Source organism: Bacteroides sp. L008 (assembly GCF_040812255.1).
Lineage (GTDB): Bacteria > Bacteroidota > Bacteroidia > Bacteroidales > Bacteroidaceae > Bacteroides > Bacteroides vicugnae.
In genome coordinates, this window is record NZ_JBFNXO010000002.1 from 222268 (window position 1) to 247164 (window position 24897).

Genomic DNA, 24897 nt, shown 5'->3' on the forward strand with positions numbered 1-24897 from the left:
TTACATTATCATAGGTTATCTTCTATGGTAGTTCTGATAACAATCGCACAATTAATTATTTACTTGAAAACTAGTGTATAGTTTGAAGCTATTGGCAGGTATAGTAACAGGCTGTGCATCCTTGTTGGTTACATTCAATGTTTCGCCATTCAATTCATACCAATCTCCCGTGTTGCCAAAGGACACACTTGTATTAATCTGCTCATTCTTGAAATTACCTACTACAACCAATTTCTTTGTGCTTGATTCCAATCTTAGATAACGACCTTGATCCCAATCGGAAACACTTACTTTCCAATCCTTGAAAGCATTGTTACTAAATAATTCAGGATTCTCATTGCGCAATTTCAGCAAAGTACTGTAAGTGTCATGTAAGCCTTTCCGCTCTTGACTATCAAGATAATCCCATTTAACAGGTTTGGCATCAGTATTCTTATCAGAACCCATTGTGCCCTCATACTTGTATTTGATAGAATAATCATATCCGAGTTCTCCAAACTGCCAAATCATTTTCGGTCCCGGAACTGTCAGGAAGAAGGCGGCATTTGTTTCCAGTTGTTTCATGCGAGTGTCAAGGTCAGCACTCTGAAGATTACCGTCAGCTGTCTGCATATATGCAACTCTTTCTTCATCATGGCTTTCCATGTAATTGACCCAACCGCCGGCAGGCATTCCGTCATTTCGCATAGATGAAAAATCTGATTTACTCGATTCTCCCATTCCGGAATGGCAATAACTTTCATTCATATTGTGCCATAACTTCATACCTTTTTCAGCTAGTACTTTCTCTTCTGATATGTCACAGAAATGTTCCAAAATCATTACGGCATTCGGATTTGTTGTGCTTACTGTTTCATGGTAGTCTGCCAGAATATCAATACGGGACTGGTCGTAATTACTGGATGAACCGGAATCACTGGACTTTTGAGTAAATCCTTTCGTCAGGTCAAAACGGAAACCGTCAAACTTATACTCTTCGAGCAAGAACTTCAAGTTGCGTTTTACGAGTTGACGTACCAGCGGTGATTCGTGGTTGAAGTCATGGAATACGCTGAATGGATGCGGAGCATCGACATTGAACCACGGATTATTCTTGGCGGTCTTGCTTGCTTTCGAATCCCAATAAAGTTTAGCAAATGGATGGCTTCCTGTAGCGTGGTTGTAGACAACATCCAACAGTACCGCGATACCTTGCTTATGACATTCGTCAATGAATTGTTTATATTCCTCTTTCGTGCCGTATGCTTTGTCCATTGCAAAATAATAACATGGATTGTATCCCCAACTGTTATTTCCATCGAATTCTTGTACGGGCATCAGCTCAATCGCATTCACTCCCAAGCTCTTGATGTAATCCAAATGTTTCATCGCTTCTTTAATAGTGCCGGTAGCAAGTTCGGCTCCAGTTTGTGTAAAGTCGCGGAACAACAGTTCGTAAATTACCATATTATCCGTATTTTCAATTTTGAAATCGGACACCTGCCAATTATAAGATGCCGGCTTCGTTTGGAATACAGAGACAATGCCTGTTGTCTTTCCGTTCGGATACTGTATGGCACTAGCCGGATAAACTCCCTGTTCTACAAGATATTTATCATTCGAGCCATCCAGAACCTTTTCACAATAGGGGTCGCCAATGCGGACATTGCCGTCTTTTTCGCTGCCCATATAATATTGGAAACCATATTCTTTGGTAGGATCAATGCCTGTGACTGTGTACCACCAGAAGTGTTTGTCATTATCACGCTTCATCTGGTATTCCGTGCTAAGTTCCCAGTCATTGAAGTCGCCAATCAGGCAAGCATAGTCCTTATAATTGCCATCCGTATCCAAATCGTATAGTGCAAAAGTCACAGATGTTCCGTCAGCGGACGGGTGAATACCCGCTTCATCTACCGGACAGACGGCTATCTCTACCGGGGCAGGTGTAAACGTCTTGTCACCAGTGACTGTGATAAAGAAGTCGCTGGTTTTCTTTTCGTCAGTCAGTGCTTCCTCATTGCGGAAGATGATGCAGACATTCTGAATGTTAGCTGCATTTTCCGAGCCAAACCATTCGCGTACGGTCGGAGCGAGCGTAAAACACCAAATGTTATCTGCAACTTTCTCTGCCTTATATTTATCTTCATTTACACCCCATTCTGTGGGAACATACATCCAGTCGTTAATGCCGATGTGGACATATACATTGCCTTCGTATCCATACAAGGCGTCACCGGCGGCTGCTTTATACCAGATTTTACCTTGTTTGTCACCATTGAATTTAGTCGGGTAATTATTGATTCCTTCTACTAACTCTTCAATAGACGGCTCGTGGTCCAGTTCGGGAAGTTCCGGGCCGGTGATTAACATCTCATGGTTTTCGTCGGAACAGGCTACTATCGTCAACAGACAGAATAGCATCCAGAATATATGTCTTATATTTTTTTTCATACTTGTTCAATTTAAGAAGGTGAGAACCACCCTCATGCAAGATGATGGTTCTCTGCCATTAACTAATTATTATTTTTAATCAGAATGAGACGCCCGTTAAGGTATAACTTAACTGTATATTCTCCCGGAGTGTCTAGTACTATATTTCCTGCACCACCATCGGCATTGAGTGCATCCAAGCTTCCGCCGATAGCTGTATCCCAGCTCTTGTTTATGCGAACCTTGAATTGATTGGCAGACAATGTAGTTGTTGTACTCCAACATTTCTCCGTATCATCGTAAGGCATATCAGTTTCCGCTGCTTCATCCCATCCACCAACGGTAGCATCACCAATAAGGCCCATTGAGTTTATTTTAACGGCACTGATTTCTTTCCTGTCATCGGACATATTCACCTTCAAGAAGTAGTTTCCTGCTTCGGACACTTGCATATTATCGCTCCCTTCAACTGGCAATATTCCTGTCTTTTTCAGAAAATACGAATACCCATAGTCACCATCACTCCATGAAGGACCGACTGTTAGCTTAAATTGATTCTCGATGGATACTATACCGAATAGAAGTTTACTATCTACTCCCGTCATAGTGGAAGAGTTGTAAGGAGACCAAGAGTCAGCCACAGGCACCCACAAGAAGTTAGCATACGACAATTTCTCTACTTCGTAAGTTCCGTTCATCATGTCAATGGTTATCTTAACACTCTTATAGTCATCTCCGGCAGGTATCTGGATAGCATTGGCATCATCCTTTTGAACTAAATTCCCTTCTAATGCTTCTCCTTGCAGTGTGCCGTACTTTTTACCCGAAACGGATTGGATAGTGAATTCGGAAGCTTGGACAACCCCGTCACTATTGGTTAAAGCAGGTACAGTTACTGTAAAAATCGGATTAGCATATACATCGCCGCTTTTATTAGCAAAGGCAACCTCTTTGTTGAAAGTTAATGAACCTGTTAAATAATAGGCTCCCTCAATGACCGGGGCTTTCGGAGTTACTTTTAATTCATAGCTTTCCGCCGATGCTGCATATACTGTTTTACCGGCAGCTATATATGCGGTTACTACTGCATTCATGGTGCGTTCTACCGGACGGATACCATATATCTGTGCCACTGCATCTTGTAAATCTTCCGTTGTTGCGTATCCTCTGTCATCTACTGTTAAAGTCACTTTGTTATCTAACTTCATTTTATAGGATAAAGTCGCTTCTTCTTCAACGGCAGGAGCTGTAAATACGGCAACCGCTACGGATTCTTCCGTAACATTTCCCAGATTGACAGGGTCTACGCCTGTGGCTGTAAAGGTAATCTTTCCGGCGGCTTCTTCCTGTCCGTAAGACTGTGGAGAAGCTACCCCTTCATTGAAATCTTCGTTGCAAGCTGTCAGTGAGGCAGCCAGTAACATGGTTATATATATTGATAATTTTTTCATATCTATCTGCATTTAAGATTCATCTATTTAGCTTTGAAGTAATAGCACCCGTCCAGTTCGTTGAACAGTACGGTATAATCGCCCGGTTTGCAACTGATGGTAGTGCCATCGACAAATGAGCCGAACGGGAATACCTCTCCGCCCCAAGTCTTGTCGCCGGAAGTGAACTTGGCTTTGCAACTTGCTGCGATTGTGATGTCAGCATACCATACGTGTGAGTGCTCCATCGTAACCTTAGTCAGTTCAACAGTTTCCGAACCATAAGTCAGTGTGACTGCATCATACTCCACCGGTTGAGTCTCGAAAGTAGTTGCTTTCATTGTCAGTTTATTCTCAATCGTATTCAGATGAAGCGTGTACCAGCCTGCTGCATCCACTTTTATATTTTGAGAGTTCTTGTCATTAACCAAATTGGTAAAGCCTTCACTGTCTGCATTTCCCCATTGGTCATCCCATGTGCCGGGAACTGCCACTACTTTAAATCCTTTGTCTGCCGGGATATATCCTGTGTAAGTAAACTCGCCCTTACCCGTATTGGCATCATACGCATATCCTTTTACCAGAGACATCGGGAAATAAGCAGTACCTGCTTCCATTGTCGGATTCCCCCAAGGAACTTCACCGATGAAATCGCCCAATAAATAATAAGTAGCCGGAACAGCGTCAGATATATCCATATAATAAGGTATCACTTTCAGTTCTATCGAATTGGAGTGTATGGGATAACCATTCTCTCCGATATGGGCGTACAAACGTACGAAAACACTCATCGGCTCACCGTCATATTCATTTTCCGATGCCCATCCGGCAAGTTTTACGATTGCCTTATTCAATTCCTGAGCACTGGCGTCCACTTTCGCCGATGTAGATGTAGAGGGCAATGTCAGATAAGAAGCATCTGCCGTTTCCGTTTCATCAGTCCACTTATTTGTTAAATCTGCTTGTACGGTATAAGTCACTACGGCAGGATAACCGTAATCCGGTTGCGTGCAAGTCAGTTCAATATTCTTGGATTGGTTCAAGTCATAGACATTGGACGCTGCGTTGGCAGGAGTGTTCAATACAAAAGTAGTAGGTTCCTGTATGGTAGGATTCGAGTCTCTGTCATCTTCGCAGGCAGTCAGCAAGGCTGTTGCTACTAATATGGACGTCAGTATATTTATTTTTTTCATATTACTCTGTTTATTTAAAAGTATAACTTCGGTCTGATTTAGTATTCCGGATTCTGATCCAGATTCGTGTTGGCATTTATATCATTGGCGGGAATAGGATAAATGTTACGGAATTCCTTGATTCCGGTACCTTGCTTTTCTCCGCCTTTCCAATCCCAGTTGTAGTCGGAACTGCCACCGAAATTGCCAAAACGAACCAAATCGATACGGCGGCGGCCTTCAAACCAGAACTCACGCGCCCATTCGTCACGAATATCCGTCAATGTATATGAAGCGGCTTCAGCGGCGTGCGCACGTTTACGGATTTCACGCATGGCTTCTACTGTCTCTTGAGTAGAAACACCGTTGTTCTCACGGATACTGGCTTCTGCTACAATCAGATAAGCTTCTGCCATACGAAGTAAAGGAATATCCATGTCCGGATTGTCAGTGTCACTGGTCAAACCACCGTCTGCACGGATATTCGAGAATTTGGCACATGCAAATCCGTCTGTAAAGCTCATGTTGTCTCCTGTTGACGGAGTTCTCTGTACTCCGCACATCAAGGCGCGGTCATCCTTTGCAGCCACTACCATCTGGTCCTCCAATACGGAAGGAGCATTATTAACGTTCGGGAAGAACTTGGCTACCATTGCCTGACGACAATGTGGGCCACCCCATCCTTGTTTGCTTCCCCATGGGTTCATGCCCGTGTCACTCTTGTGCGTACCTGCAATAAGAAACAAAGCACCACCCCAACTTTTAGTTCTCACGCCGTCCTGCAAAATCGGAAGTATCACTTCCTGTTTTGCCTTGTTGACATTGCTGCCATCATTATCAGCCATGAACAGGTGTTTGTAGACAGGAGCTAACTTATAGCCGGAACCGATTACTTTTTGGGCGTATTCTTTGGCTTTTCCCCACTGGGGCGTGCCGGTGTAGACTTCAGCGTTGAGGTACATACGTGCCAGCAATAGCCAGGCGGCAGCACGGTCTACACGACCATAAGTTGTCTGAAGCGGCTGTGCCAGTGTGGCGGTAGCGTCATCACCGATTTCTTTCAATTCTTCTTCAATTTTCACAAACAAGTCCGCACGTTTGATTTGCTGAGGCTTCTCGGTAGAGACTTTGTCGCAATACGGAGGATTGCCGAACAAATCCATCAGGTAGTAGTTGTTCAAAGCGCGGATAAAGCGAACCTCTGCACGCTGGCGTGTAGTTTCGTCATCTGCCAACCCTTCCGTCTGTTCCAGAAAGTAGTTGCACAAAGTGATGTCGAAGGTCAGGCGGTAGTAAAGTCCTGTCACGATTTCATTGGAAGAACTCCAGCTGCAATCGGCAATGCTGGCAACACCGGCATCATTCCATGAATTGACAATCGCTTCATCTGTCATCAATTGGTTGGCACACCAAGTCATACGGTAGAAAGAAGAAGTACCTTCGTCGATATCATCCAGGTCACCGCTTCCGTCGGGGCCTTTCTGCCCTGTAAGTCCCAGAGTTCCATATATCTTATTAAAAACGCTTGCCTGATCGAATGTCATCACGATGTTCGGGTCGATTGGAGTGGCATCCAGGTCACCGATACATGAAGTCACGCTGACTGCCAGCAATAGTGAGGCGGCCGATAGGATTGATTTTATATATCTGAATTTCATAATTGGTATTTTTAGTAGGTTTAGAAATTAAGGCTTAGACCGATGAGTGTAGTCAGGGGACGCGGATAAATATTGTTATCCAGCCCGTTTTCTACTTCAGGATCAAGTCCTTTGTATTTGGTGATAGTGAATACGTTCTGCACCGCTGCATATGCGCGTCCGCTAATCGGAGCGCCGAACAGTTTTTTAAACGAGTATCCCAAAGTGATGTTGTCACATTTCATGAAGGAGGCATTCTGCACGAAGTAGTCGGACAGCAAAGTGTTGTCGCTCTTGTTCTGGATGTTGTTTGCCACTCCCATCAACGGGCGGTTGTTGAGTGCGCCGAATGAATAGATAGAGGTCGGGTTACAGTCCGAGCCACCTGCTTCGACAGAGTTGTACAGGTAGTTATTCAGGCTGGCACGCAGCGAGAAACTGAAATCCCATGACTTGTAGGAAAGACGGGAAGTAAGTCCCATCAGTACGTCGGCTGCCGGCTTTTTGTAGAAATAGCGGTCGTCGCCGTTGATCGTGCCGTCTCCGTTGCGGTCGACAAACTCGTTCTCGATAGGTCTTCCGTTTTCGTCATACACTTGCTGGTAAACATAGAAAGAAGAAGCCGGATGTCCGACGGCATGTGCCATTGCTTTCATGTCACGTCCGCCACCGATGTTGTCTCCGGTAGCAACATAATAATTCTCGCTGTCTCCGGAAGTTAATTTAGTGATTTCGTTTTTGTTGTAAGTGATGTTGAAACCAAGATCCCATGTCCAGCCGGTAGTTACAATCGGTTTTGAATTAATAGAGAATTCGATACCGGAGTTTTCCAGCGAACCTACGTTGGACAATACTTTATTTTTGAAATTCGTTCCGGCAGAGACGAATACGCTGTTCAGCAAATCTGTGGTTTTGCGGTAGTAATAATCCACAGCACCGCTGATGCGGTTGTTCAGGAATCCGAAGTCCAGACCTACGTTGTAGGTGGTAGTCTTTTCCCATTTCAGATTCGGGTTGTATGCATTCGGGCGGTAAGTGATTCCCTCTCCCAGGATGGGATAGTAAGCGCCGTCTTTGTTTGTTTCATAAACAGCGAGATACGGATAGTCTCCCGAATTGATATTCTGCTGGCCGGTGATACCATAACCAAGACGAAGTTTTAAATCGGAAAGTACGTCAACGTTTTTCAGGAAAGCCTCTTCTTTCAGTTTCCATCCCAAGGCAAAAGACGGGAACAATCCCCAACGGTTGTCTTTGTTGAAACGGGAGGAACCATCCTGACGTACGGTTGCTGTAAACAGATAACGGTTCAGCAGGCTATAGTTGACACGACCGAAGAAAGATACCAGATAGCTTTCCGTAGCCGAACCACTTTTGATATCATTGTAGCGTTGTCCTCTGTTCTCTACTACATTGTTTGACAGCGGGTAGAGTCCCCAATATTCCTGATCGGACGTATCATGGAAGTGTTGCCATTCATAACCGGCCATCACGTCGAAATGATGTTTGTCGGTGAAATCTTTGCTGTATTGCAGATAAGCATTCAAAGAAAGGTTGTACTTGTCTTTCTCTTCCCATCCATAGCTACCATAATAGTTGTTGGTAGAAGAATAGGGGGAGACATCTGTATATTGCTTACCCGTAGACAGGTCCATGCCGCCATTCACATGAGCGTGCAAGTCAGGCAAAAAATGAAACTTATAATCCAGTTCCAGGTTACCGATCAAAGATTTGGAAATGGCGCGGTCATTCTTTTCTTCCAGTAAGGCAACCGGATTGCCGGGAGCATTGCTGTTGAAAGTACGTTTCCATGTATCGTCATTCAATGAGGAAGCATCCGTATTCCATTGGAAATATCCGTCAAAATAGTATTTATGGTAAGGGTCGTCGGAGCGGACGGACTGTGTAGGGTCAAAACTTACTGCGGAACCTATCGCGTTACCGTCAGCGTAACGGTTCTTGGCAATCATCCCTTTCAGGTTGGCGTTCACTTTCAAATGATCCTGAAAGAAAGAGGGAGCCAAGCTGACGGAAGCTGTATAGCGTTCAAACTTGGATGTTTTTACAATACCGTTCTGGTTGGTATAACCGAAAGAAACGCGGTAAGGCATATTTTTCAATCCGCCTGAAATGGTGAGGTTGTGGTCTGTACTGACGGCTGCGCGGAAGATCTCTTTCTGCCAATCGGTGTTGGCATTCCCTAATTTGCCGTAGGCTTCACTGTCTTCTCCCCAGATGTCCTTGATGAAAGAACGGAACTGGTCGCCATCCATCACGTCAACAGTCGATTTTACATTGCTGACAGATAGATTGCCGTCATAAGAAATGGTGGGACGTGCACCCGCCTGGCCTTTCTTCGTCGTAATGATGATGACACCATTGGAAGCACGCGAACCATAAATAGCGGTAGCCGAAGCATCTTTCAATACAGTGAAACTTTCAATATCATTCGGATTAACCATAGAAAGCGGGTTGGACAGACCTTTCACCCCTTTATTATCCATCGCCAAACCATCAATTACAATCAGCGGGTCGTTTTCCGCAGTCAGCGAAGAACCACCACGGATACGGATCGTTGCGCCCGCACCCGGAGCACCGCCTTTACTGACAACACTCACACCGGCGATCTTACCCGTCATCATGTCCTGCGCATTGGTAATCAAACCTTTATTCAGTTTATCGGGCTTGATGGCAGTAACCGAACCTGTCATATCATTCTTTTTCACCGAACCGTAGCCGATCACAACTACCGCATCCAGTACTTGAGAGTCATCTTCCAATGTAATCACTACGGAAGAAGCTGCTTTCACTTCCGCAGTTTTATAGCCGACGAATGAAACAGAAAGAATGGCGTCTTTCGGAACATTCAGCATAAAGTTACCATCGAAATCTGTTATAGTTCCATTGGTTGTACCTTTCACCAGTACATTAGCACCAATGACAGGTTCGCCCGTTGTGTCTTTCACATGCCCCTTGACAGCCATTTGCTGCGCAAATGCTCCAATGGAAAGGAAGGGTCCCACCAACAATACAAGCAGGGCTTTTAGTTTTAAGCTCTTTTTCATGTCTTTAATTTAAAGTTATTTTATCAAAATCAACTATATCTCTCTAAAAATACCTATCGAAAACTATATTCTCTCAATCTTATTCCTTAAAGTCTTTTCAATCCCTTTACCTCTGCTTTATCTTTTACCTCTTTGATGCTGATTGCATATCCTCCACCGTTGGCTGCACGCAAAGTCATCTTGCTCTTGTTGGTCAGAATACCTTTTCTGATGGTATATGCCTGTGGATTCTCTTTCCAGTCGGCATCCTTGGCATCTGCATAAACAGTGGCAACATACTGTTTGCCCGGAGTCAGAAAATCGAATGTCAGTTTAGAAGTATGTCCGTTCTCACCTGCCGTGCAACCTACATACCAGTCGTTAGTTCCTTTTGCTTTACGGGCGATGGTGATATATTCTCCCGGTTCTGCTTCCAGATAATGACTCTCGTCCCAGTCGATGGCTACATCTTTGATGAATTGGAAAGCATCCATAAACCGTTCGTAGTTTTCGGGGACATCGGCAGCCATTTGTAAAGGGCTGTACATCGTCACATATAAAGCTAGCTGGCGGGCGATAGTAGAACGTACCTGAGAATTATTGGCAGGATTCATTTTATTGCAGTGAGTTTCGAAGATGCCCGGAGTATAATCCATCGGACCGCCAATTAACCGTGTGAAAGGCAGGATAGTGGTATGATATACCTTGTTCCCTCCGAATGATTCATACTCTGTACCGCGTGCCGATTCGTTGCCGATTAAGTTGGGATAAGTGCGGCAAATACCTGTCGGCCGGGTTGCTTCATGTGCATTGACCATGATTTTATAGTCGGCGGCTTTCTTTACTGCATACAGGTAGTGGTTGTTCATCCATTGACCGTAATGATGTTCTCCACGAGGAATAATATTGCCTACATAACCACTCTTTACAGAGTTGTATCCGTTATCTGCCATGAACTGATAAGCCTGATCCATGTGGCGTTCGTAGTTGCGTACAGAAGCGGAAGTTTCATGGTGCATCATCATTTTAACACCCTTACCTGCTGCATAGCGATGTATTTCCTGTACATCGAAATCAGGATACGGAGTTACGAAATCAAATACGTAGTCTTTACTGTTGCCGAACCAGTCTTCCCATCCTTCATTCCATCCTTCCACTAACACTGCGTCGAATCCGTGAGCAGCTGCGAAATCTATATAACGTTTTACATTGGCTGTATTGGCGGAATGTTTGCCGTTTGGTTTTGTTTTAGAATAATCAGTTTCGCCAAGTTTCACGCTGGTCAGTTCGTCGGTATAAGCCCATGAACCTTTTCCGGTAATCATGTCCCACCATACGCCGATATATTTCACAGGTTTTATCCATGAAGTATCTTCCAGTTTGCAAGGTTCGTTCAGGTTAAGGGTAATACGTGAGGCAAGGATATTGCGGGCATCGTCGCTGACAATCACCGTACGCCATGGAGAATTGCAAGGAGTTTGCATATAACCTTTATCTCCTTTGGCATCCGGAGTCAGCCATGACTCGAATATCATATTTTTATCGTCGAGGTTCAGGTTCATGCAGGAGTAATCAACCAAAGCGGCTTCGTGAAGGTTGATGTATAATCCATCATCGGTTTTCATCATCAATGCAGTCTGTACACCTGTTGGTGAAAATACGGTCTGTGAAGTATTAGGGGTGACAGCTTGTTTCATCAATCCTCTGATTTCTGATAGGCGGGAAATGGTATAATCATATTCCTGTGTGTCATAATCACCCGGAATCCAATAAGCGGTATGGTCACCTGCCATTGCAAATTGTGAATGCTCATCCTTGATGATAAAGTAGTTCAATGTCTTCTGCTGTGGGAACTCATAGCGGAAGCCCAGACCGTCGTTGAACAGACGAAAACGTATCAGGATGGAGCGGTCGTTTACCGGTTGGTATAAGGTCACTGCCAGTTCATTATAATGATTGCGGATTTCCTTTTCTTCTCCCCATACCGGTTTCCAGGTTTCATCGAAAGTAGATGTACGGGCATCTTTCACTTCAAACCCATCAGATAGATTTGTTTTTGAATCAAGTTTATCCATGTCTCTGCGGTCTACCCAATCGAAATCAGTCTTAGTCGCATTCTCTTTTTTCAGTTCCAATCCCAGTTTACTAGGTTTGATGACAGCTTTTTCTTTGTAACTCAATTCATATATGGGAGCACCTTCTTTATTTAATTGGAAGGTCATAACCAGATTTCCATCCGGTGAGGTCAGTTTCTGTTGTGCGTTCGCGATGAACGAAATACAGAGTAAGGCAATAATCAATAAATTCTTCTTCATTTTATCTATGGTATTAAATTGTAAGCTAATTAATTTGAGCTTTCAGGTGTTTTGCATTAGGAATATCGCAAATGTAAAGACTATCCTTGCCGGCTTTATGAATTAGAATAAAAATACAAGTCTGTGTAAATGTCAATACGTTGTTTACTAGGTAATTAACTGGCAATGTCACCTCCGTAAATATAAGTCGTTATGAACTTGTTCAGAAGGATAAAATCAAAATTCCACGGCTTGGAAGGGTCCATTCTTTTTCTAGTTTGACTGTCTCTCCTGTCAGCACATTATGAGCAGATGAAGCGGGTAGTATTTCCTGATATTCATTCAGGTTTATGGTTTGTTCCCGATTGTTTCCGTTAAGGAATACCGCTACTGATTGGTCACCATATTTGCGTTCGTATACATAAACACCTTTATTAGGAGAAAAATGTTTTAATTTCCCTTTGGCGATCACTTCATTTCCTTTTCTCCATTGAAGTAGTTTTTGCAGGAAAGAGAAAGCTTCATATTGTTGTGCTGTCCGGTTGGTTGCGTCGAAGCAATTCCGTGTATCATTCTGCCAGCCCCCAGGAAAATCACAGCGGAGTAAACCGTCGCCATTGGCTTTGTCGGCAGCCATTAGAATTTCAGTTCCATAATATATTTGTGGAATTCCCCGGGTTGTCAACAGAAATGTGAGTGCCTGTTTGTAGCGATCGAGGTTTTGTGTGGCAGCTTCCGAACGGTAGAAGCGGGAAGTGTCATGATTGTCGAGAAAGATTAATAGATTCATCGGGTCGGCATAGACGATATCTTGTGATAGATAGTCGAAGAGCCGGTAAAGTCCTCCGTTCCAGTCGTTCGTTTCCTCGTCGAAAGCATTATTCATCTGATCCATCAGCGGGAAATCCATCACTGTACGCAAATAGGAATTTTGGGGAGCGGCTATTTTACTGTCTTTTTGCCAGTAAGAGACAAGCACGTTACTGCCTATCCAGGTTTCTCCTACAATATTGAAATTCGGATATTCTTCTGTTACCGCTTTACACCAGTCAGACATCATGTTGAAGTCTGCATAAGGATGTGTGTCTTGGCGAATGCCATTGATACCTGCATATTCAATCCACCAGATACTGCTTTGTATCAGATAAGTAGCTACATGGCGGTTACGTTGGTTAAAATCGGGCATACATTCGCTAAACCAGCCGTCTACTACAATCTTTTTCGCATAGTCCGAAGCATACGGATCTGATGGAGTAGCTGTCTTGAAAGTCGTTTGTACATAGTTGCCTTTGAAGTTGAACCAATCCTTGGAAGGCATATCTTTGAAGAGATAGTTTTGGTCTCCGCAATGATTGAAGATCATATCCATTACTACTTTTAAGCCTTTGTTGTGTGCCTGTTGCACCAGACTGCGGAATTCCTCATTACTTCCGAAACGCCGGTCTACCTGATAGTAATCGGTAATGGCATAACCATGATAGGAGCCTTCTTTCATATCATTTTCCTGAATCGGATTGAGCCATATACTCGTCACTCCCAAATTGGCAATGTAATCCAGTTGATTCTCTATACCTTTCAGATCACCGCCATGACGTGCAAAAGGATCATTACGATCTACTTTAGCTTCCAACATTCCGGGGATTATATCATTAGAAACATCGCCATTGGCAAAGCGGTCCGGCATAATGAGATAAAGAACGTCGCTTGAATTAAAACCTTCCACTTCGGAAGCTGACGGTCTTCTTTGTTTAAGCTCGTAGGGGACTACAGTTTGCTTTTTTCCTTGTTTCAGAATGATTTCGAATTTCTGTGGGGCTGCTTCCGAAATATTCATATATAAAAGCAGGTAATTCGGATTTTCCTGTTTTACAACTTCTTGTAACATGATGTCTTTAGAAGAAATGCTGACCTCTGCAGAAGCTATATGTTCCCCATACAGCATGACTTGCAGTTCGGGGTTTTTCATTCCTGCCCACCAGAATGCAGGGGTTACTTTTTTTATTGCAGTTGCGGCGAATAGTGAGCTGCAACTAAATAAGGATACAAGTAAGATGACGGATAAAAAAAACTTTTTCATGGTAACGTAGATTTTAAATGTTTGCTCGGCGAACCGATGTTGCAAATGTAGAGGGATAGGATGCTATATTGGGAAACTAGAATATAAATATAAATGCTTTCGGGAGTTAATGCGTTGTAAATCAATAGTATGTTAGCGAAATAACGATGAGGAAATATAAGTGAAAATTAAAATAGTTATGAATATATATTTCATTCTCATTACTATATTTATTATATTTGTGACATCTTTAAAAAGTATCCTATGAGAAATATAGCCTGTTATATTTTATTTTTTCTCTTGGCTTATCCTGTTTCATTGTCTGCAAAGCAGACGGAATATGGAGCAGCTCTTAAAAGACTGGACGACATCATAAATAAGAAAGAAACTTATCAGCTTCAGAAAGAAAAGGAGATTGATGGCTTGAAAGTCCAGCTTGCTCATTCGGTTGATCCTGTTGATAAATACCGGCTATATGGTGCTCTGTTTGATGCTTATCTCCATTATCAGGCAGATTCTGCACTTCATTATATAAACAGTAGAAAACAGATTCTACCTCAACTGAATCGTCCGGAGTTGGAGAATGAGATTATGATTAACCGGGCAACAGTGTTGGGGGTGATGGGGATGTATATTGAAGCAATGAAAGAGTTGGAGAGAATTCGCCCGGCGAAGTTGGACAAAAGAATGTTACTGTCTTATTATCAGACTTACCGTGCCTGCTATGGCTGGCTTGCTGACTATACTACCAATAAGGAGGAAAAAAAGAAATACCTGAAAAAGACAGATTTATATCGTGATTCTATTATCAGTATCATGCCTCCGGAAACAAACAGGACGATTGTTGCAGCTGAAAAATATATAGTCAATGGTAAAGCCGACACAGCTTTAGTCATGCTTAATGATGCATTGAAAGACGTTGTTGATGAACGCCAGAAAGTTTATATCTACTATACGCTGTCCGAAGCATATAGTATGAAGAAAGATACAGAGAAAGAAGTATACTATCTGATATTGACAGCGATAGCGGATTTGGAGTCTTCAGTGAGGGAGTATGCCTCTTTGCAGAAGTTGGCCCATCTGATGTATGAGCAGGGGGATATTGATCGTGCTTACAAGTATTTGAGTTGTTCGATGGAGGACGCTGTAGCTTGTAATGCCCGTTTACGTTTTATCGAGGTAACTGAGTTTTTTCCGATTATTGATAAGGCTTATAAACTGAAAGAAGAAAAAGAACGTGCGGTTTCCCGAACCATGTTAATCAGTGTCAGCTTGTTGTCATTGTTTCTTTTGGTTGCTATCTTCTTTCTGTACCGTTGGATGAAGAAACTGTCTATCATGCGGCATGATTTGAGTTTGGCCAATGAACAGATGCAAGTAGTCAACAAAGAACTGGAGCAGACGGGGAAAATAAAAGAGGTATATATTGCCCGCTATCTGGACAGGTGTGTCAACTATCTGGATAAGCTGGAAACCTACCGTCGCTCATTGGCTAAACTGGCGATGGCATCCCGTATCGAAGATTTATTTAAGGCTATTAAATCCGAACAGTTTATCCGGGATGAGCGGGATGAGTTTTATAATGAATTTGATAAGTCTTTCCTGAAATTATTTCCGAACTTTATTTCCGCTTTTAATGAATTGCTGGTAGAAGAAGCAAGGGTTTATCCGAAATCCGATGAGCTTCTGACAACAGAACTTCGTATCTTTGCCCTTATCCGCTTGGGAGTGGTAGACAGTAACAAAATCGCTCATTTTCTCGGTTATTCTTTGGCCACTATCTATAATTATCGTAGCCGGATGCGTAATAAAGCTGCCGGGGACAAAGATCAGTTTGAGCAGAATGTAATGAACCTATAGTGCTATTCACAGATAGCAATGTGTTATTGCTTCGTAATATGCGAGCAAGTAATACTGGCATATTCAGCAAATATCCACTTTTAGTGTTCGATAATCCGCTGCATCTCTTTCTTTTTTTTCTAACTTTGTAGGCAACTAATCTAATAATAAATATACTAGAGAATGAAAAAGTTAATCTACACACTGTTCTTTGTCCTTATCTCCGTTGTAGCCAACGGGCAAGCAAAGTACGTATTCTATTTCATCGGAGATGGAATGGGAGTCAATCAAGTAAATGGTACGGAGATGTATCAGGCGGAAATTCAAAATGGCCGTATTGGCGTCGAGCCTTTGTTGTTTACTCAATTTCCGGTTGCTACCGTAGCAACCACTTTCTCTGCTAAAAATTCAGTAACAGACTCTGCTGCTGCAGGTACTGCATTGGCAACAGGAAAGAAAACCTATAATGGTGCTATTTCCGTAGGAGAAGATAAAAGTGCCATTCAAACTGTTGCTGAAAAGGCAAAGAAAGCTGGAAAAAAGGTGGGCGTAACGACTTCTGTCAGTGTAGATCATGCTACTCCTGCCGCATTCTATGCACATCAACCTGATCGTAATATGAATTATGAAATCGCTCTTGATTTGCCGAAAGCCAATTTCGATTTTTATGCAGGCGGTGGTTTCTTGAAACCTACCACTACTTATGACAAGAAAGAAGCTCCGAGCATTTTCCCTATTTTTGAAGAAGCAGGATATACAGTAGCACGTGGTTACAATGACTATAAGGCAAAAGCTGCAAAAGCAGAAAAGATGATCTTGATTCAGGAAGAAGGAGCCAATCCTTCTTGTCTGCCTTATGCCATTGATCGCAAAGAGAATGATTTGACATTGGCACAAATTACGGAAAGTGCTATTGACTTCCTTACTAAAGGTAATAATAAAGGCTTTTTCTTGATGGTAGAAGGAGGTAAAATTGACTGGGCATGCCACGCCAATGACGCCGCTACTGTGTTCAACGAAGTGAAAGACATGGATAATGCTGTCAAAGTAGCTTATGAATTCTATAAGAAACATCCGAAAGAAACACTGATTGTGATCACTGCAGATCATGAAACAGGTGGTATCGTGCTCGGTACGGGAAAATATGCGTTGAACCTGAAAGCATTGCAATATCAGAAAAATTCTACTGACGGACTTTCACAACGTATCAGTGAATTGAGAAAATCAAAAGACAATAAAGTCACTTGGGAGGACATGAAAACATTCCTTGGCGAAGAAATGGGCTTCTGGAAACAATTCCCAATATCTTGGGAACAGGAAAAAAAGTTGCGTGATGAGTTTGAGAAATCATTCGTGAAGAATAAAGTCGTATTTGCTGAAAGTATGTACTCTAAGAACGAACCGATGGCTGCACGTGCGAAGGAAGTGATGGATGAAATAGCCATGATAGGATGGGTAAGTGGCGGACACTCTGCCGGTTATGTTCCTGTATTTGCTATTGGTGCAGGTTCTCAACTGTTTGGTGAGAAGATTGATAATACAGAAATACCTAAAAGAATTGCGAAAGCTGCAGGATATAAATAATAGAACTGTATGAATATAAAAATAGCCGGAAGTCCAAAGACTCCCGGCTATTTTTATATGTTCTTTTAAATTATGCTTTCACACGTCCTACGTAAGAACCGTCACGAGTATCGATTTCGATTGTTTCACCCTCGCTGATGAACAAAGGAACACGTACTGTTGCACCTGATTCCACAGTTGCAGGTTTCAGTGTGTTAGTAGCTGTATCACCTTTCAGTCCTGGTTCAGTATAAGTGACTTTCATTTGCACTTTGATTGGCATATCTGCATAAAGTACAGTTTCTGTAGAAGCATCGGAAACCACATCCAATATCATACCTTCGAGTAGGAAGTCAACGCCGTTAATCAAATCGTGAGCGATAGGATGTTGGTCGAATGTTTCCTGGTTCATAAAGATATAATCTTCTCCTTCTTTATACAAAAATTGGTATGGACGACGTTCTACACGTACATCTTCCAACTTTTCACCGATGTTGAAACGGCGTTCGAGAACGTATCCGCTAACTACATCTTTCAGTTTAGTACGCATAAAAGTGTTACCTTTACCTGGTTTTACATGCAGGAATTCTATACAGAAATAGAGCTTTCCGTCCATACGGATACAAGTTCCGTTTTTGATGTCTTGAGCATTAATCATACTGCTATTTTTCTTAATCTATTATTGTTATTTAATTGTTTTCGCAGGAATTCGACTGCAAAAGTAATCTAAATCGGTAAAAAACACAAAAACTTTTGAGCAAAAATGAGTTATCTCTTGGTTAATTTAAAAAAAGTGCCTATTTTTGCAGCCCGATTACGTAGAATAATAACATAAAAACAAGATACAGTAATGAAAAGAACATTTCAACCCTCTAACAGAAAGAGAAAGAACAAACACGGTTTCCGTGAGAGAATGGCATCGGCTAATGGTCGTAGAGTATTAGCTGCTCGTCGTGCGAAAGGCAGAAAGAAACTGACTGTTTCTGATGAGTACAACGGACAGAAGTGATAATCACTTGTCATCAGGAAACAAAAAAGGCGGAGATTTTAATCTTCGCCTTTTTTGTTTCTCTGTTTTTCAAGGGGATAGTATGTTAAAAAGCGATATTATTTGCTCTTGTTTATGACTTTTTGCTTTTCTTTGTGAGATTAAATAAAACTCATAAACGAACATATGCGATGGTAGAGTATATCCGGGACTTGAAATCCCGTATCATTATAATAAGGTTGTTGAAATCTATAAGAGTGGGGATTATAGTTGCAGCAATTCTGGTGATGATAAGTGTCCTTGCATAATAGGTAGGGACATTTTTCATCGCCTACTTTTTAAAAGTTCAACTATTTTGTCGTATCTTTGGCGCATATTAACAGCAATGCGTATGACTATTAAGGAATTCTTTTCTTTTAAAAACAATAAATATTTCTGGGTGAATATTATCGCCATGATTGTGGTGGTGATAGTGATGATATTTGGTGTGTTGAAATGGCTTGATATACATACACATCATGGTGAAAGCGTGGTAGTTCCCGATGTGAAAGGAATGACAGTGGAAGAAGCTACGAAGATGTTCCGGAATCACGGTCTGGTATATGTGATTTCCGATACTAAATATGTCAAGGATAAAGCAGCGGGTATCATTCTTGAACTGAAACCGGGAGCCGGTGAGAAAGTGAAGGAAGGACGTACGGTATACCTGACTGTTAATACACTGGATGTCCCTTTACGTGCCATTCCTGATGTGGCGGACAACAGCTCGCTCCGGCAGGCACAGGCTAAGTTACTGAATGCCGGTTTTAAACTGAATCAGATTCAATTGGTAAATGGTGAGAAAGACTGGGTGTACGGTGTGAAATATCAGGGACGTCAGTTGGCTGCCGGAGAAAAGATTCCTTTGGGAGCTTCTTTGACATTGATGGTAGGAGACGGCTCCGGTGATATGTCGGAAGAAGAGGACTCGGTCGAAGTTTTCGTGGATACGGAGAAGCCGGTTACGTCGGAATCATCATCTGCCCAAGATGATAGTTGGTTTTAATAGATAAATAACAGAAACGGACTCGCATGATAGAGGAAGAACTTCCAGATGAACTGGAGAATGATTTGGATGATATAGAACCTGTCGGTGACGAATCCCAGCTTTACGAGCACTTCCGCGTGGTTGTAGACAAGGGGCAGGCGATGGTCAGAGTCGACAAATATCTGTTCGAACGTATTGTCAATGCTTCGCGCAACCGTATTCAGAAAGCTGCCGAAGATGGATTCGTTATGGCCAATGGCAAACCGGTGAAGAGTAGCTACAAAGTGAAACCGCTGGATGTCATTACAGTGATGATGGACCGTCCCCGTTATGAAAATGAAATTATTCCTGAAAATATTCCCCTTACTATCGTTTATGAAGATCCTTATCTGATGGTTGTGAATAAACCGGCGGGATTGGTCGTGCATCCGGGACACGGAAACTATCACGGCACGCTGGTCAATGCGCTGGCTTGGCACATGAAGGATATACCGGATTATGATGCCAATGACCCGCACGTGGGACTTGTTCATCGCATCGATAAAGATACTTCAGGCTTACTGGTGATTGCCAAGACACCGGATGCCAAAACAAATTTGGGAATTCAATTCTTTAATAAGACTACCAAACGCAAATATCGTGCTTTGGTGTGGGGTGTTGTGGAACAGGATGAAGGAACGATTGTCGGTAATATTGCCCGTAATCCGAGAGACCGGATGCAAATGGCGGTGATGTCCGATCCGACAGTGGGCAAACATGCCGTTACACACTACCGCGTACTGGAAAGACTGGGATACGTAACCCTTGTGGAATGTATACTTGAGACAGGACGTACTCATCAGATTCGTGTCCACATGAAACATATCGGTCATGTGCTGTTCAATGACGAACGCTATGGCGGTCATGAGATACTGAAAGGAACCCATTTTAGTAAATACAAACAGTTTGTAAATAATTGCTTTGACACTTGTCCCCGACAGGCTTTGCATGCTATGACGTTGGGGTTTGTGCATCCCGTCACAGGTGAAGAGATGTATTTTACTTCCGAACTTCCGGATGACATGACCCGGCTTATCGAGAAGTGGAGAGGCTATATAAGTAATAGAGAATTAGAATGAAACGCAACATCGCTATCGTAGCAGGAGGAGATACCTCTGAAATCGTAGTTTCCCTGCGTAGCGCACAGGGTATTTATTCCTTTATTGATAAGGAAAAGTATAATTTGTATATCGTGGAGATGGAAGGCCGTCGCTGGGAAGTACAATTACCGGACGGAAACAAAGTGCCGGTGGATAGAAATGACTTTAGTTTTATGAACGGAACGGAAAAGGTTGTATTCGACTTTGCTTATATCACCATCCATGGTACGCCGGGTGAGGATGGCAGGCTGCAAGGCTATTTTGATATGATGCGTATTCCGTATTCCTGTTGTGGAGTGTTGGCGGCTGCCATTACTTATGACAAGTTTACCTGCAATCAATATCTGAAAGCTTTCGGGGTGCGCATTGCCGAATCACTGTTGCTGCGCCGGGGACAATCGGTTTCTGACGACGAAGTAGTGGAAAAGATCGGCCTGCCTTGTTTTATCAAGCCTAGTTTGGGAGGTTCGAGTTTCGGGGTTACGAAAGTGAAGACAAAAGAACAAATACAACCGGCCATTGTTAAAGCTTTCGGAGAAGCGGAAGAGGTGATTGTTGAAGCGTTTATGGACGGAACGGAATTGACTTGCGGCTGTTATAAGACAAAAGAGAAGACGGTGATCTTTCCGCCTACGGAAGTAGTGACGCACAATGAGTTCTTTGATTATGATGCTAAATATAATGGACAGGTAGATGAAATCACTCCTGCGCGTATCTCGGATGAATTGACCAAACGCGTACAGATGCTGACTTCAGCTATCTATGATATATTAGGTTGTTCCGGTATTATCCGTGTAGATTACATTATAACTGCCGGTGAAAAACTGAATCTTCTCGAAGTAAACACTACTCCGGGAATGACTACTACCAGTTTTATTCCCCAGCAAGTGCGTGCAGCCGGACTGGATATAAAGGATGTGATGACTGATATTATTGAAAACAAGTTTTAAGTATTAAGTATCAAGTATCAAGTATTAACCATGCGGTTTGTACGCAGTCTAATACTTTATACTTATTACTTAATACTTGAGCACATAATACTTGAGACTTATGGATCTGACAGAGTTTAATGAAATTCGTCCTTACAATGATGAGGAACTTCCTCAAATCTTTGAGGAACTGATTGCCGATCCGGCTTTTCAGAAAGCTGCTACCGGTGCTATACCGAACGTTCCATTTGAACTTCTGGCGCAAAAGATGCGTGCCTGTAAGACTAAGCTTGATTTTCAGGAGGCATTTTGCTATGGCATTTTGTGGAAGATAGCGGCAGATCATACTGCCGGACTGACACTGGATCATACCGCCATACCGGATAAAAGCAAAGCTTATACGTATATATCGAATCATAGAGACATTATTCTTGATTCGGGCTTTCTCTCTATTTTGCTGATTGACCAGGGAATGGATACGGTAGAAATTGCGATTGGCGACAATTTGCTTATTTATCCCTGGATTAAGAAACTGGTGCGTGTCAATAAATCATTTATTGTACAGCGGGCGTTGACTATGCGGCAGATGTTGGAATCTTCAGCGCGTATGTCCCGTTATATGCATTACACCATTTCAGGGAAGAATCAGTCTATTTGGATTGCGCAGCGTGAAGGACGTGCAAAAGATTCGAATGACCGTACACAAGACAGTGTATTGAAAATGTTGGCAATGGGAGGTGAAGGCGATTTGATAGACCGCCTGATGGAAATGAATATTGCTCCTCTTGCTATTTCATACGAATATGATCCGTGTGATTTTCTGAAAGCGCAAGAGTTTCAGTTGAAGAGGGACATCGAAGGATATAAAAAGACGACACAGGATGATTTGATTAATATGCAGACTGGTCTTTTCGGATATAAAGGCAGGGTACATTTTCAGGTTGCTCCTTGCCTGAATGATGACTTGCAAGACTTGGACCGTTCGTTGCCGAAACCGGATTTGTTTGCCCGTATTTCTGCCTGTCTTGATCGCCGCATCCATCGTAATTATCGGATATATCCGGGAAATTATGTGGCGTATGATTGGCTGAATAGCACAACGGAATTCGTGTCCAATTACACGGAAGAAGAGAAACAGCAGTTTATGAACTATATTGAACAACAATTGGCAAAGATCAAGATTCCGAATAAGGATGAAGACTTTTTGCGTGAGAAGTTGTTATTAATGTATTCCAATCCGTTAGTTAATTATTTAGCAGCTTGCCGATGAAAAGAAGAAAATTACATGTTGTTTGGTTGTGGGGATTGCTTTTCCTGATGACTGCCTGTGGAGATGATGACTATTATTATCCTTCGGTGAAACTGGAATTTGTGACTGTGGAGGCTGGAGAAGACGGTCGCATACAAACGCTTATTCCTGATAAGGGAGAAGTCTTGACTGTTTCGGAAGACCGTACGGGTTCTACTATCTCTCCAAACACTTCCAGACGTGTAATGAGTAACTATGAGGTACTTTCCGGTGAGAACACCGCTACTATATATTCTTTGCAATCGCTTATAACACCAGTGCCTAAACCGGAAGATGATCCGGTTTACAAGGACGGAATAAAGCTAGATCCGGTAGAGATGGTCAGTATCTGGCTCGGAAGGGATTATCTGAATATGATTTTGAATCTCAAGGTCAGTATAGGTAAGGGGCATGTTTTCGGTATAGTGGAAGATGTGTCCGAACTTAAAACAAATGGTATTGTGAATATGTTGTTATACCATGATGCGAACAGTGATGGAGAATACTATAATCGGCGTGCTTACATTTCTGTTCCTTTGGCGCAATATATAGATGAAGAGAATCCGGGTCAGACGATAAAGATTAAGTTTAAATATTATACGTACGATAAGGATGGCTCTCCGATAGAATCTGATAAGTACTGTGATCCCGGGTTTGACTATACTCCGGGACAGAATTGAATAATGGAGTGTATATGTTTAAATTGAATCAATTAATCGTGGGAATATTTTTATTTCTCTCTTCCCTTTTCTCTTGTCAGCAGAAAGGTGATTTTCAATCAATGAATGTAGAGGAGTTTGATTCTCTTATTCAGAATGAGGATATACAACGTCTGGATGTTCGCACACTTGCGGAATATTCGGAGGGGCATATCACGAAGACGATCAACATCAATGTGATGGATGACTCTTTTGCTTCAATGGCTGATTCTTTGTTGCAAAAAGACAAACCGGTGGCTGTATATTGTCGTAGTGGAAAACGAAGTAAGAAGGCTGCGGCTATTTTGAGTGAGAAGGGATATAAAGTCTTTGAGCTTGATAAGGGATTTAATTCCTGGGAGGAAGCAGGTAAAGAAATAGAGAAATAAAGTGCTGATTTATCAGCACTTTATTTTTTTGGTTATTTCAGTCCTTCCAATAATCTTTTCAGAACGACAGTTGCCGAGATTTCACGGTTGGCAGCTTCCGGAATCACAATAGATTGTGGACTTTCAATGACATCGTCTGTCACAATCATATTTCTACGCACCGGAAGACAATGCATGAAATAAGCATTGTTGGTAACTGCCATTTGGCGGTCGCTTACAGTCCAATCACGATCCTTGCTTAATATTTGTCCATAGTTGTCGCCAGAATAGGCAGCCCAGTTCTTGGCATATATGAAATCGGCTCCTTCGAAAGCCTTCATCTGGTCATATTCTACTTTTGCGTTACCCACGAATTGCGGATCAAGCTCATAACCTTCGGGATGAGTGATGACAAATTCGTAATCTGTTGCATTCATCCATTCGGCAAAGGAATTAGGGACAGCCTGCGGCAATGGACGTGGATGCGGAGCCCAAGTCATAACCACTTTTGGACGTGCTGTTTTCTTGTATTCTTCAATGGTAATCAGGTCGGCAAAACTCTGCAAAGGGTGGCGTGTTGCCGCTTCCATTGAGAATACAGGACGTCCGGAGTATTGGATGAATTGATTGATAATAGTTTCCTGATAGTCAAAGTCACGGTCTTCAAAACGGGCAAAAGAGCGTACTCCAATGATATCACAGTAGCATCCCATCACCGGAATGGCTTCTAATATATGTTCCGGTTTATCTCCATCCATAATTACGCCACGTTCAGTTTCCAATTTCCATGCACCTTGATTGATATCCAGCACCATGACATTCATTCCTAGATTGAGTGCAGCTTTCTGTGTGCTAAGGCGGGTACGTAAACTAGAGTTGAAGAAGATCATCATTAAAGTCTTGTTTCGTCCCAGTTCTACATATTTGAAGCGGTCTTTTTTGATTTCGAATGCTTCTGCAAGGGCTGATTTTAAATCGCCAATGTCCTGTACACAAGTAAATTTCTTCATATC

18 protein-coding genes are annotated in these 24897 nt (G+C 42.5%); 9 read left to right on the forward strand and 9 right to left on the reverse strand.

What is annotated here, in order from left to right; genetic code table 11:
* Positions 1-51 precede the first annotated feature (51 nt).
* The 7 genes from AB3G73_RS20215 to AB3G73_RS20245 form a co-directional block, all read right to left on the reverse strand.
* Positions 52-2433 carry an alpha-amylase family glycosyl hydrolase gene (locus AB3G73_RS20215; protein WP_367745517.1) on the reverse strand — a complete coding sequence of 794 codons (2382 nt, stop codon included), beginning with the start codon at positions 2431-2433 and terminating at the stop codon, positions 52-54.
* A gap of 62 nt (positions 2434-2495) precedes the next feature.
* The gene (locus AB3G73_RS20220) at positions 2496-3863 is read right to left on the reverse strand and encodes a DUF5115 domain-containing protein (protein WP_367745518.1); all 1368 of its coding nucleotides are present in this window, start codon (positions 3861-3863) and stop codon (positions 2496-2498) included.
* A 23-nt stretch (positions 3864-3886) separates the two neighbouring features.
* The gene (locus AB3G73_RS20225; RefSeq protein WP_367745519.1) at positions 3887-5035 is read right to left on the reverse strand and encodes a SusE domain-containing protein; all 1149 of its coding nucleotides are present in this window, start codon (positions 5033-5035) and stop codon (positions 3887-3889) included.
* Between the two features lie 38 nt (positions 5036-5073).
* Positions 5074-6672 carry a RagB/SusD family nutrient uptake outer membrane protein gene (locus tag AB3G73_RS20230; RefSeq protein WP_367745520.1) on the reverse strand — a complete coding sequence of 533 codons (1599 nt, stop codon included), beginning with the start codon at positions 6670-6672 and terminating at the stop codon, positions 5074-5076.
* A gap of 20 nt (positions 6673-6692) precedes the next feature.
* The gene (locus AB3G73_RS20235) at positions 6693-9716 is read right to left on the reverse strand and encodes a SusC/RagA family TonB-linked outer membrane protein (RefSeq protein ID WP_367745522.1); all 3024 of its coding nucleotides are present in this window, start codon (positions 9714-9716) and stop codon (positions 6693-6695) included.
* A gap of 86 nt (positions 9717-9802) precedes the next feature.
* The gene (locus tag AB3G73_RS20240) at positions 9803-12010 is read right to left on the reverse strand and encodes a glycoside hydrolase family 97 protein (protein ID WP_321019676.1); all 2208 of its coding nucleotides are present in this window, start codon (positions 12008-12010) and stop codon (positions 9803-9805) included.
* Positions 12011-12212: 202 nt separating this feature from the next.
* Positions 12213-14066: a glycoside hydrolase family 13 protein gene (locus AB3G73_RS20245; RefSeq protein WP_321019677.1), complete on the reverse strand. Its 1854-nt coding sequence runs from the start codon at positions 14064-14066 to the stop codon at positions 12213-12215.
* Positions 14067-14309: 243 nt separating this feature from the next.
* On the opposite strand from AB3G73_RS20245, the gene AB3G73_RS20250 reads away from it, so the two are divergent.
* Positions 14310-15905 carry a DUF6377 domain-containing protein gene (locus AB3G73_RS20250; protein ID WP_148363973.1) on the forward strand — a complete coding sequence of 532 codons (1596 nt, stop codon included), beginning with the start codon at positions 14310-14312 and terminating at the stop codon, positions 15903-15905.
* Between the two features lie 162 nt (positions 15906-16067).
* A complete protein-coding gene (locus AB3G73_RS20255; RefSeq protein ID WP_148363972.1) occupies positions 16068-17468 on the forward strand; it encodes an alkaline phosphatase in 1401 nt (466 codons plus the stop codon).
* Between the two features lie 70 nt (positions 17469-17538).
* On the opposite strand, the gene efp is transcribed toward AB3G73_RS20255, so the two are convergent.
* Entirely contained in the window at positions 17539-18105 is a 567-nt protein-coding gene (efp, locus tag AB3G73_RS20260) for an elongation factor P (protein WP_148363971.1), read from the reverse strand.
* A 192-nt stretch (positions 18106-18297) separates the two neighbouring features.
* On the opposite strand from efp, the gene rpmH reads away from it, so the two are divergent.
* From rpmH to AB3G73_RS20295, 7 genes are all read left to right on the forward strand, one after another.
* Positions 18298-18456 (forward strand): 50S ribosomal protein L34, encoded by a 159-nt coding sequence (gene rpmH, locus AB3G73_RS20265; protein ID WP_004299762.1) that lies wholly within the window; start codon positions 18298-18300, stop codon positions 18454-18456.
* Positions 18457-18826: 370 nt separating this feature from the next.
* Positions 18827-19480: a PASTA domain-containing protein gene (locus AB3G73_RS20270; RefSeq protein ID WP_148363970.1), complete on the forward strand. Its 654-nt coding sequence runs from the start codon at positions 18827-18829 to the stop codon at positions 19478-19480.
* A 26-nt stretch (positions 19481-19506) separates the two neighbouring features.
* Positions 19507-20580 carry an RluA family pseudouridine synthase gene (locus AB3G73_RS20275; RefSeq protein WP_117935519.1) on the forward strand — a complete coding sequence of 358 codons (1074 nt, stop codon included), beginning with the start codon at positions 19507-19509 and terminating at the stop codon, positions 20578-20580.
* Positions 20577-21551 carry a D-alanine--D-alanine ligase gene (locus tag AB3G73_RS20280; protein WP_234133277.1) on the forward strand — a complete coding sequence of 325 codons (975 nt, stop codon included), beginning with the start codon at positions 20577-20579 and terminating at the stop codon, positions 21549-21551. The genes AB3G73_RS20275 and AB3G73_RS20280 overlap by 4 nt, the downstream gene beginning before the upstream one ends.
* 100 nt (positions 21552-21651) lie before the next feature.
* Positions 21652-22800: an acyltransferase gene (locus tag AB3G73_RS20285; protein WP_322019726.1), complete on the forward strand. Its 1149-nt coding sequence runs from the start codon at positions 21652-21654 to the stop codon at positions 22798-22800.
* Positions 22797-23498, forward strand: coding sequence for a NigD-like C-terminal domain-containing protein (locus AB3G73_RS20290; RefSeq protein WP_367745524.1), 702 nt, complete (start codon positions 22797-22799; stop codon positions 23496-23498). The genes AB3G73_RS20285 and AB3G73_RS20290 overlap by 4 nt, the downstream gene beginning before the upstream one ends.
* Before the next feature lie 14 nt (positions 23499-23512).
* On the forward strand, positions 23513-23905 hold the full coding sequence (locus tag AB3G73_RS20295; RefSeq protein ID WP_004324586.1) for a rhodanese-like domain-containing protein: 393 nt from the start codon (positions 23513-23515) through the stop codon (positions 23903-23905).
* A gap of 32 nt (positions 23906-23937) precedes the next feature.
* Here AB3G73_RS20295 and AB3G73_RS20300 read toward each other — a convergent pair whose 3' ends face one another.
* A complete protein-coding gene (locus AB3G73_RS20300; RefSeq protein ID WP_195650065.1) occupies positions 23938-24894 on the reverse strand; it encodes an acetylornithine carbamoyltransferase in 957 nt (318 codons plus the stop codon).
* Positions 24895-24897: the final 3 nt, after the last annotated feature.

Coding starts and splice junctions, on each gene's coding strand:
- AB3G73_RS20215 (WP_367745517.1), bottom strand. CDS start 2,433: ATGAAAAAAAATATAAGACATATATTCTGGATGCTATTCTGTCTGTTG.
- AB3G73_RS20220 (WP_367745518.1), bottom strand. CDS start 3,863: ATGAAAAAATTATCAATATATATAACCATGTTACTGGCTGCCTCACTG.
- AB3G73_RS20225 (WP_367745519.1), bottom strand. CDS start 5,035: ATGAAAAAAATAAATATACTGACGTCCATATTAGTAGCAACAGCCTTG.
- AB3G73_RS20230 (WP_367745520.1), bottom strand. CDS start 6,672: ATGAAATTCAGATATATAAAATCAATCCTATCGGCCGCCTCACTATTG.
- AB3G73_RS20235 (WP_367745522.1), bottom strand. CDS start 9,716: ATGAAAAAGAGCTTAAAACTAAAAGCCCTGCTTGTATTGTTGGTGGGA.
- AB3G73_RS20240 (WP_321019676.1), bottom strand. CDS start 12,010: ATGAAGAAGAATTTATTGATTATTGCCTTACTCTGTATTTCGTTCATC.
- AB3G73_RS20245 (WP_321019677.1), bottom strand. CDS start 14,066: ATGAAAAAGTTTTTTTTATCCGTCATCTTACTTGTATCCTTATTTAGT.
- AB3G73_RS20250 (WP_148363973.1), top strand. CDS start 14,310: ATGAGAAATATAGCCTGTTATATTTTATTTTTTCTCTTGGCTTATCCT.
- AB3G73_RS20255 (WP_148363972.1), top strand. CDS start 16,068: ATGAAAAAGTTAATCTACACACTGTTCTTTGTCCTTATCTCCGTTGTA.
- efp (WP_148363971.1), bottom strand. CDS start 18,105: ATGATTAATGCTCAAGACATCAAAAACGGAACTTGTATCCGTATGGAC.
- rpmH (WP_004299762.1), top strand. CDS start 18,298: ATGAAAAGAACATTTCAACCCTCTAACAGAAAGAGAAAGAACAAACAC.
- AB3G73_RS20270 (WP_148363970.1), top strand. CDS start 18,827: ATGACTATTAAGGAATTCTTTTCTTTTAAAAACAATAAATATTTCTGG.
- AB3G73_RS20275 (WP_117935519.1), top strand. CDS start 19,507: ATGATAGAGGAAGAACTTCCAGATGAACTGGAGAATGATTTGGATGAT.
- AB3G73_RS20280 (WP_234133277.1), top strand. CDS start 20,577: ATGAAACGCAACATCGCTATCGTAGCAGGAGGAGATACCTCTGAAATC.
- AB3G73_RS20285 (WP_322019726.1), top strand. CDS start 21,652: ATGGATCTGACAGAGTTTAATGAAATTCGTCCTTACAATGATGAGGAA.
- AB3G73_RS20290 (WP_367745524.1), top strand. CDS start 22,797: ATGAAAAGAAGAAAATTACATGTTGTTTGGTTGTGGGGATTGCTTTTC.
- AB3G73_RS20295 (WP_004324586.1), top strand. CDS start 23,513: ATGTTTAAATTGAATCAATTAATCGTGGGAATATTTTTATTTCTCTCT.
- AB3G73_RS20300 (WP_195650065.1), bottom strand. CDS start 24,894: ATGAAGAAATTTACTTGTGTACAGGACATTGGCGATTTAAAATCAGCC.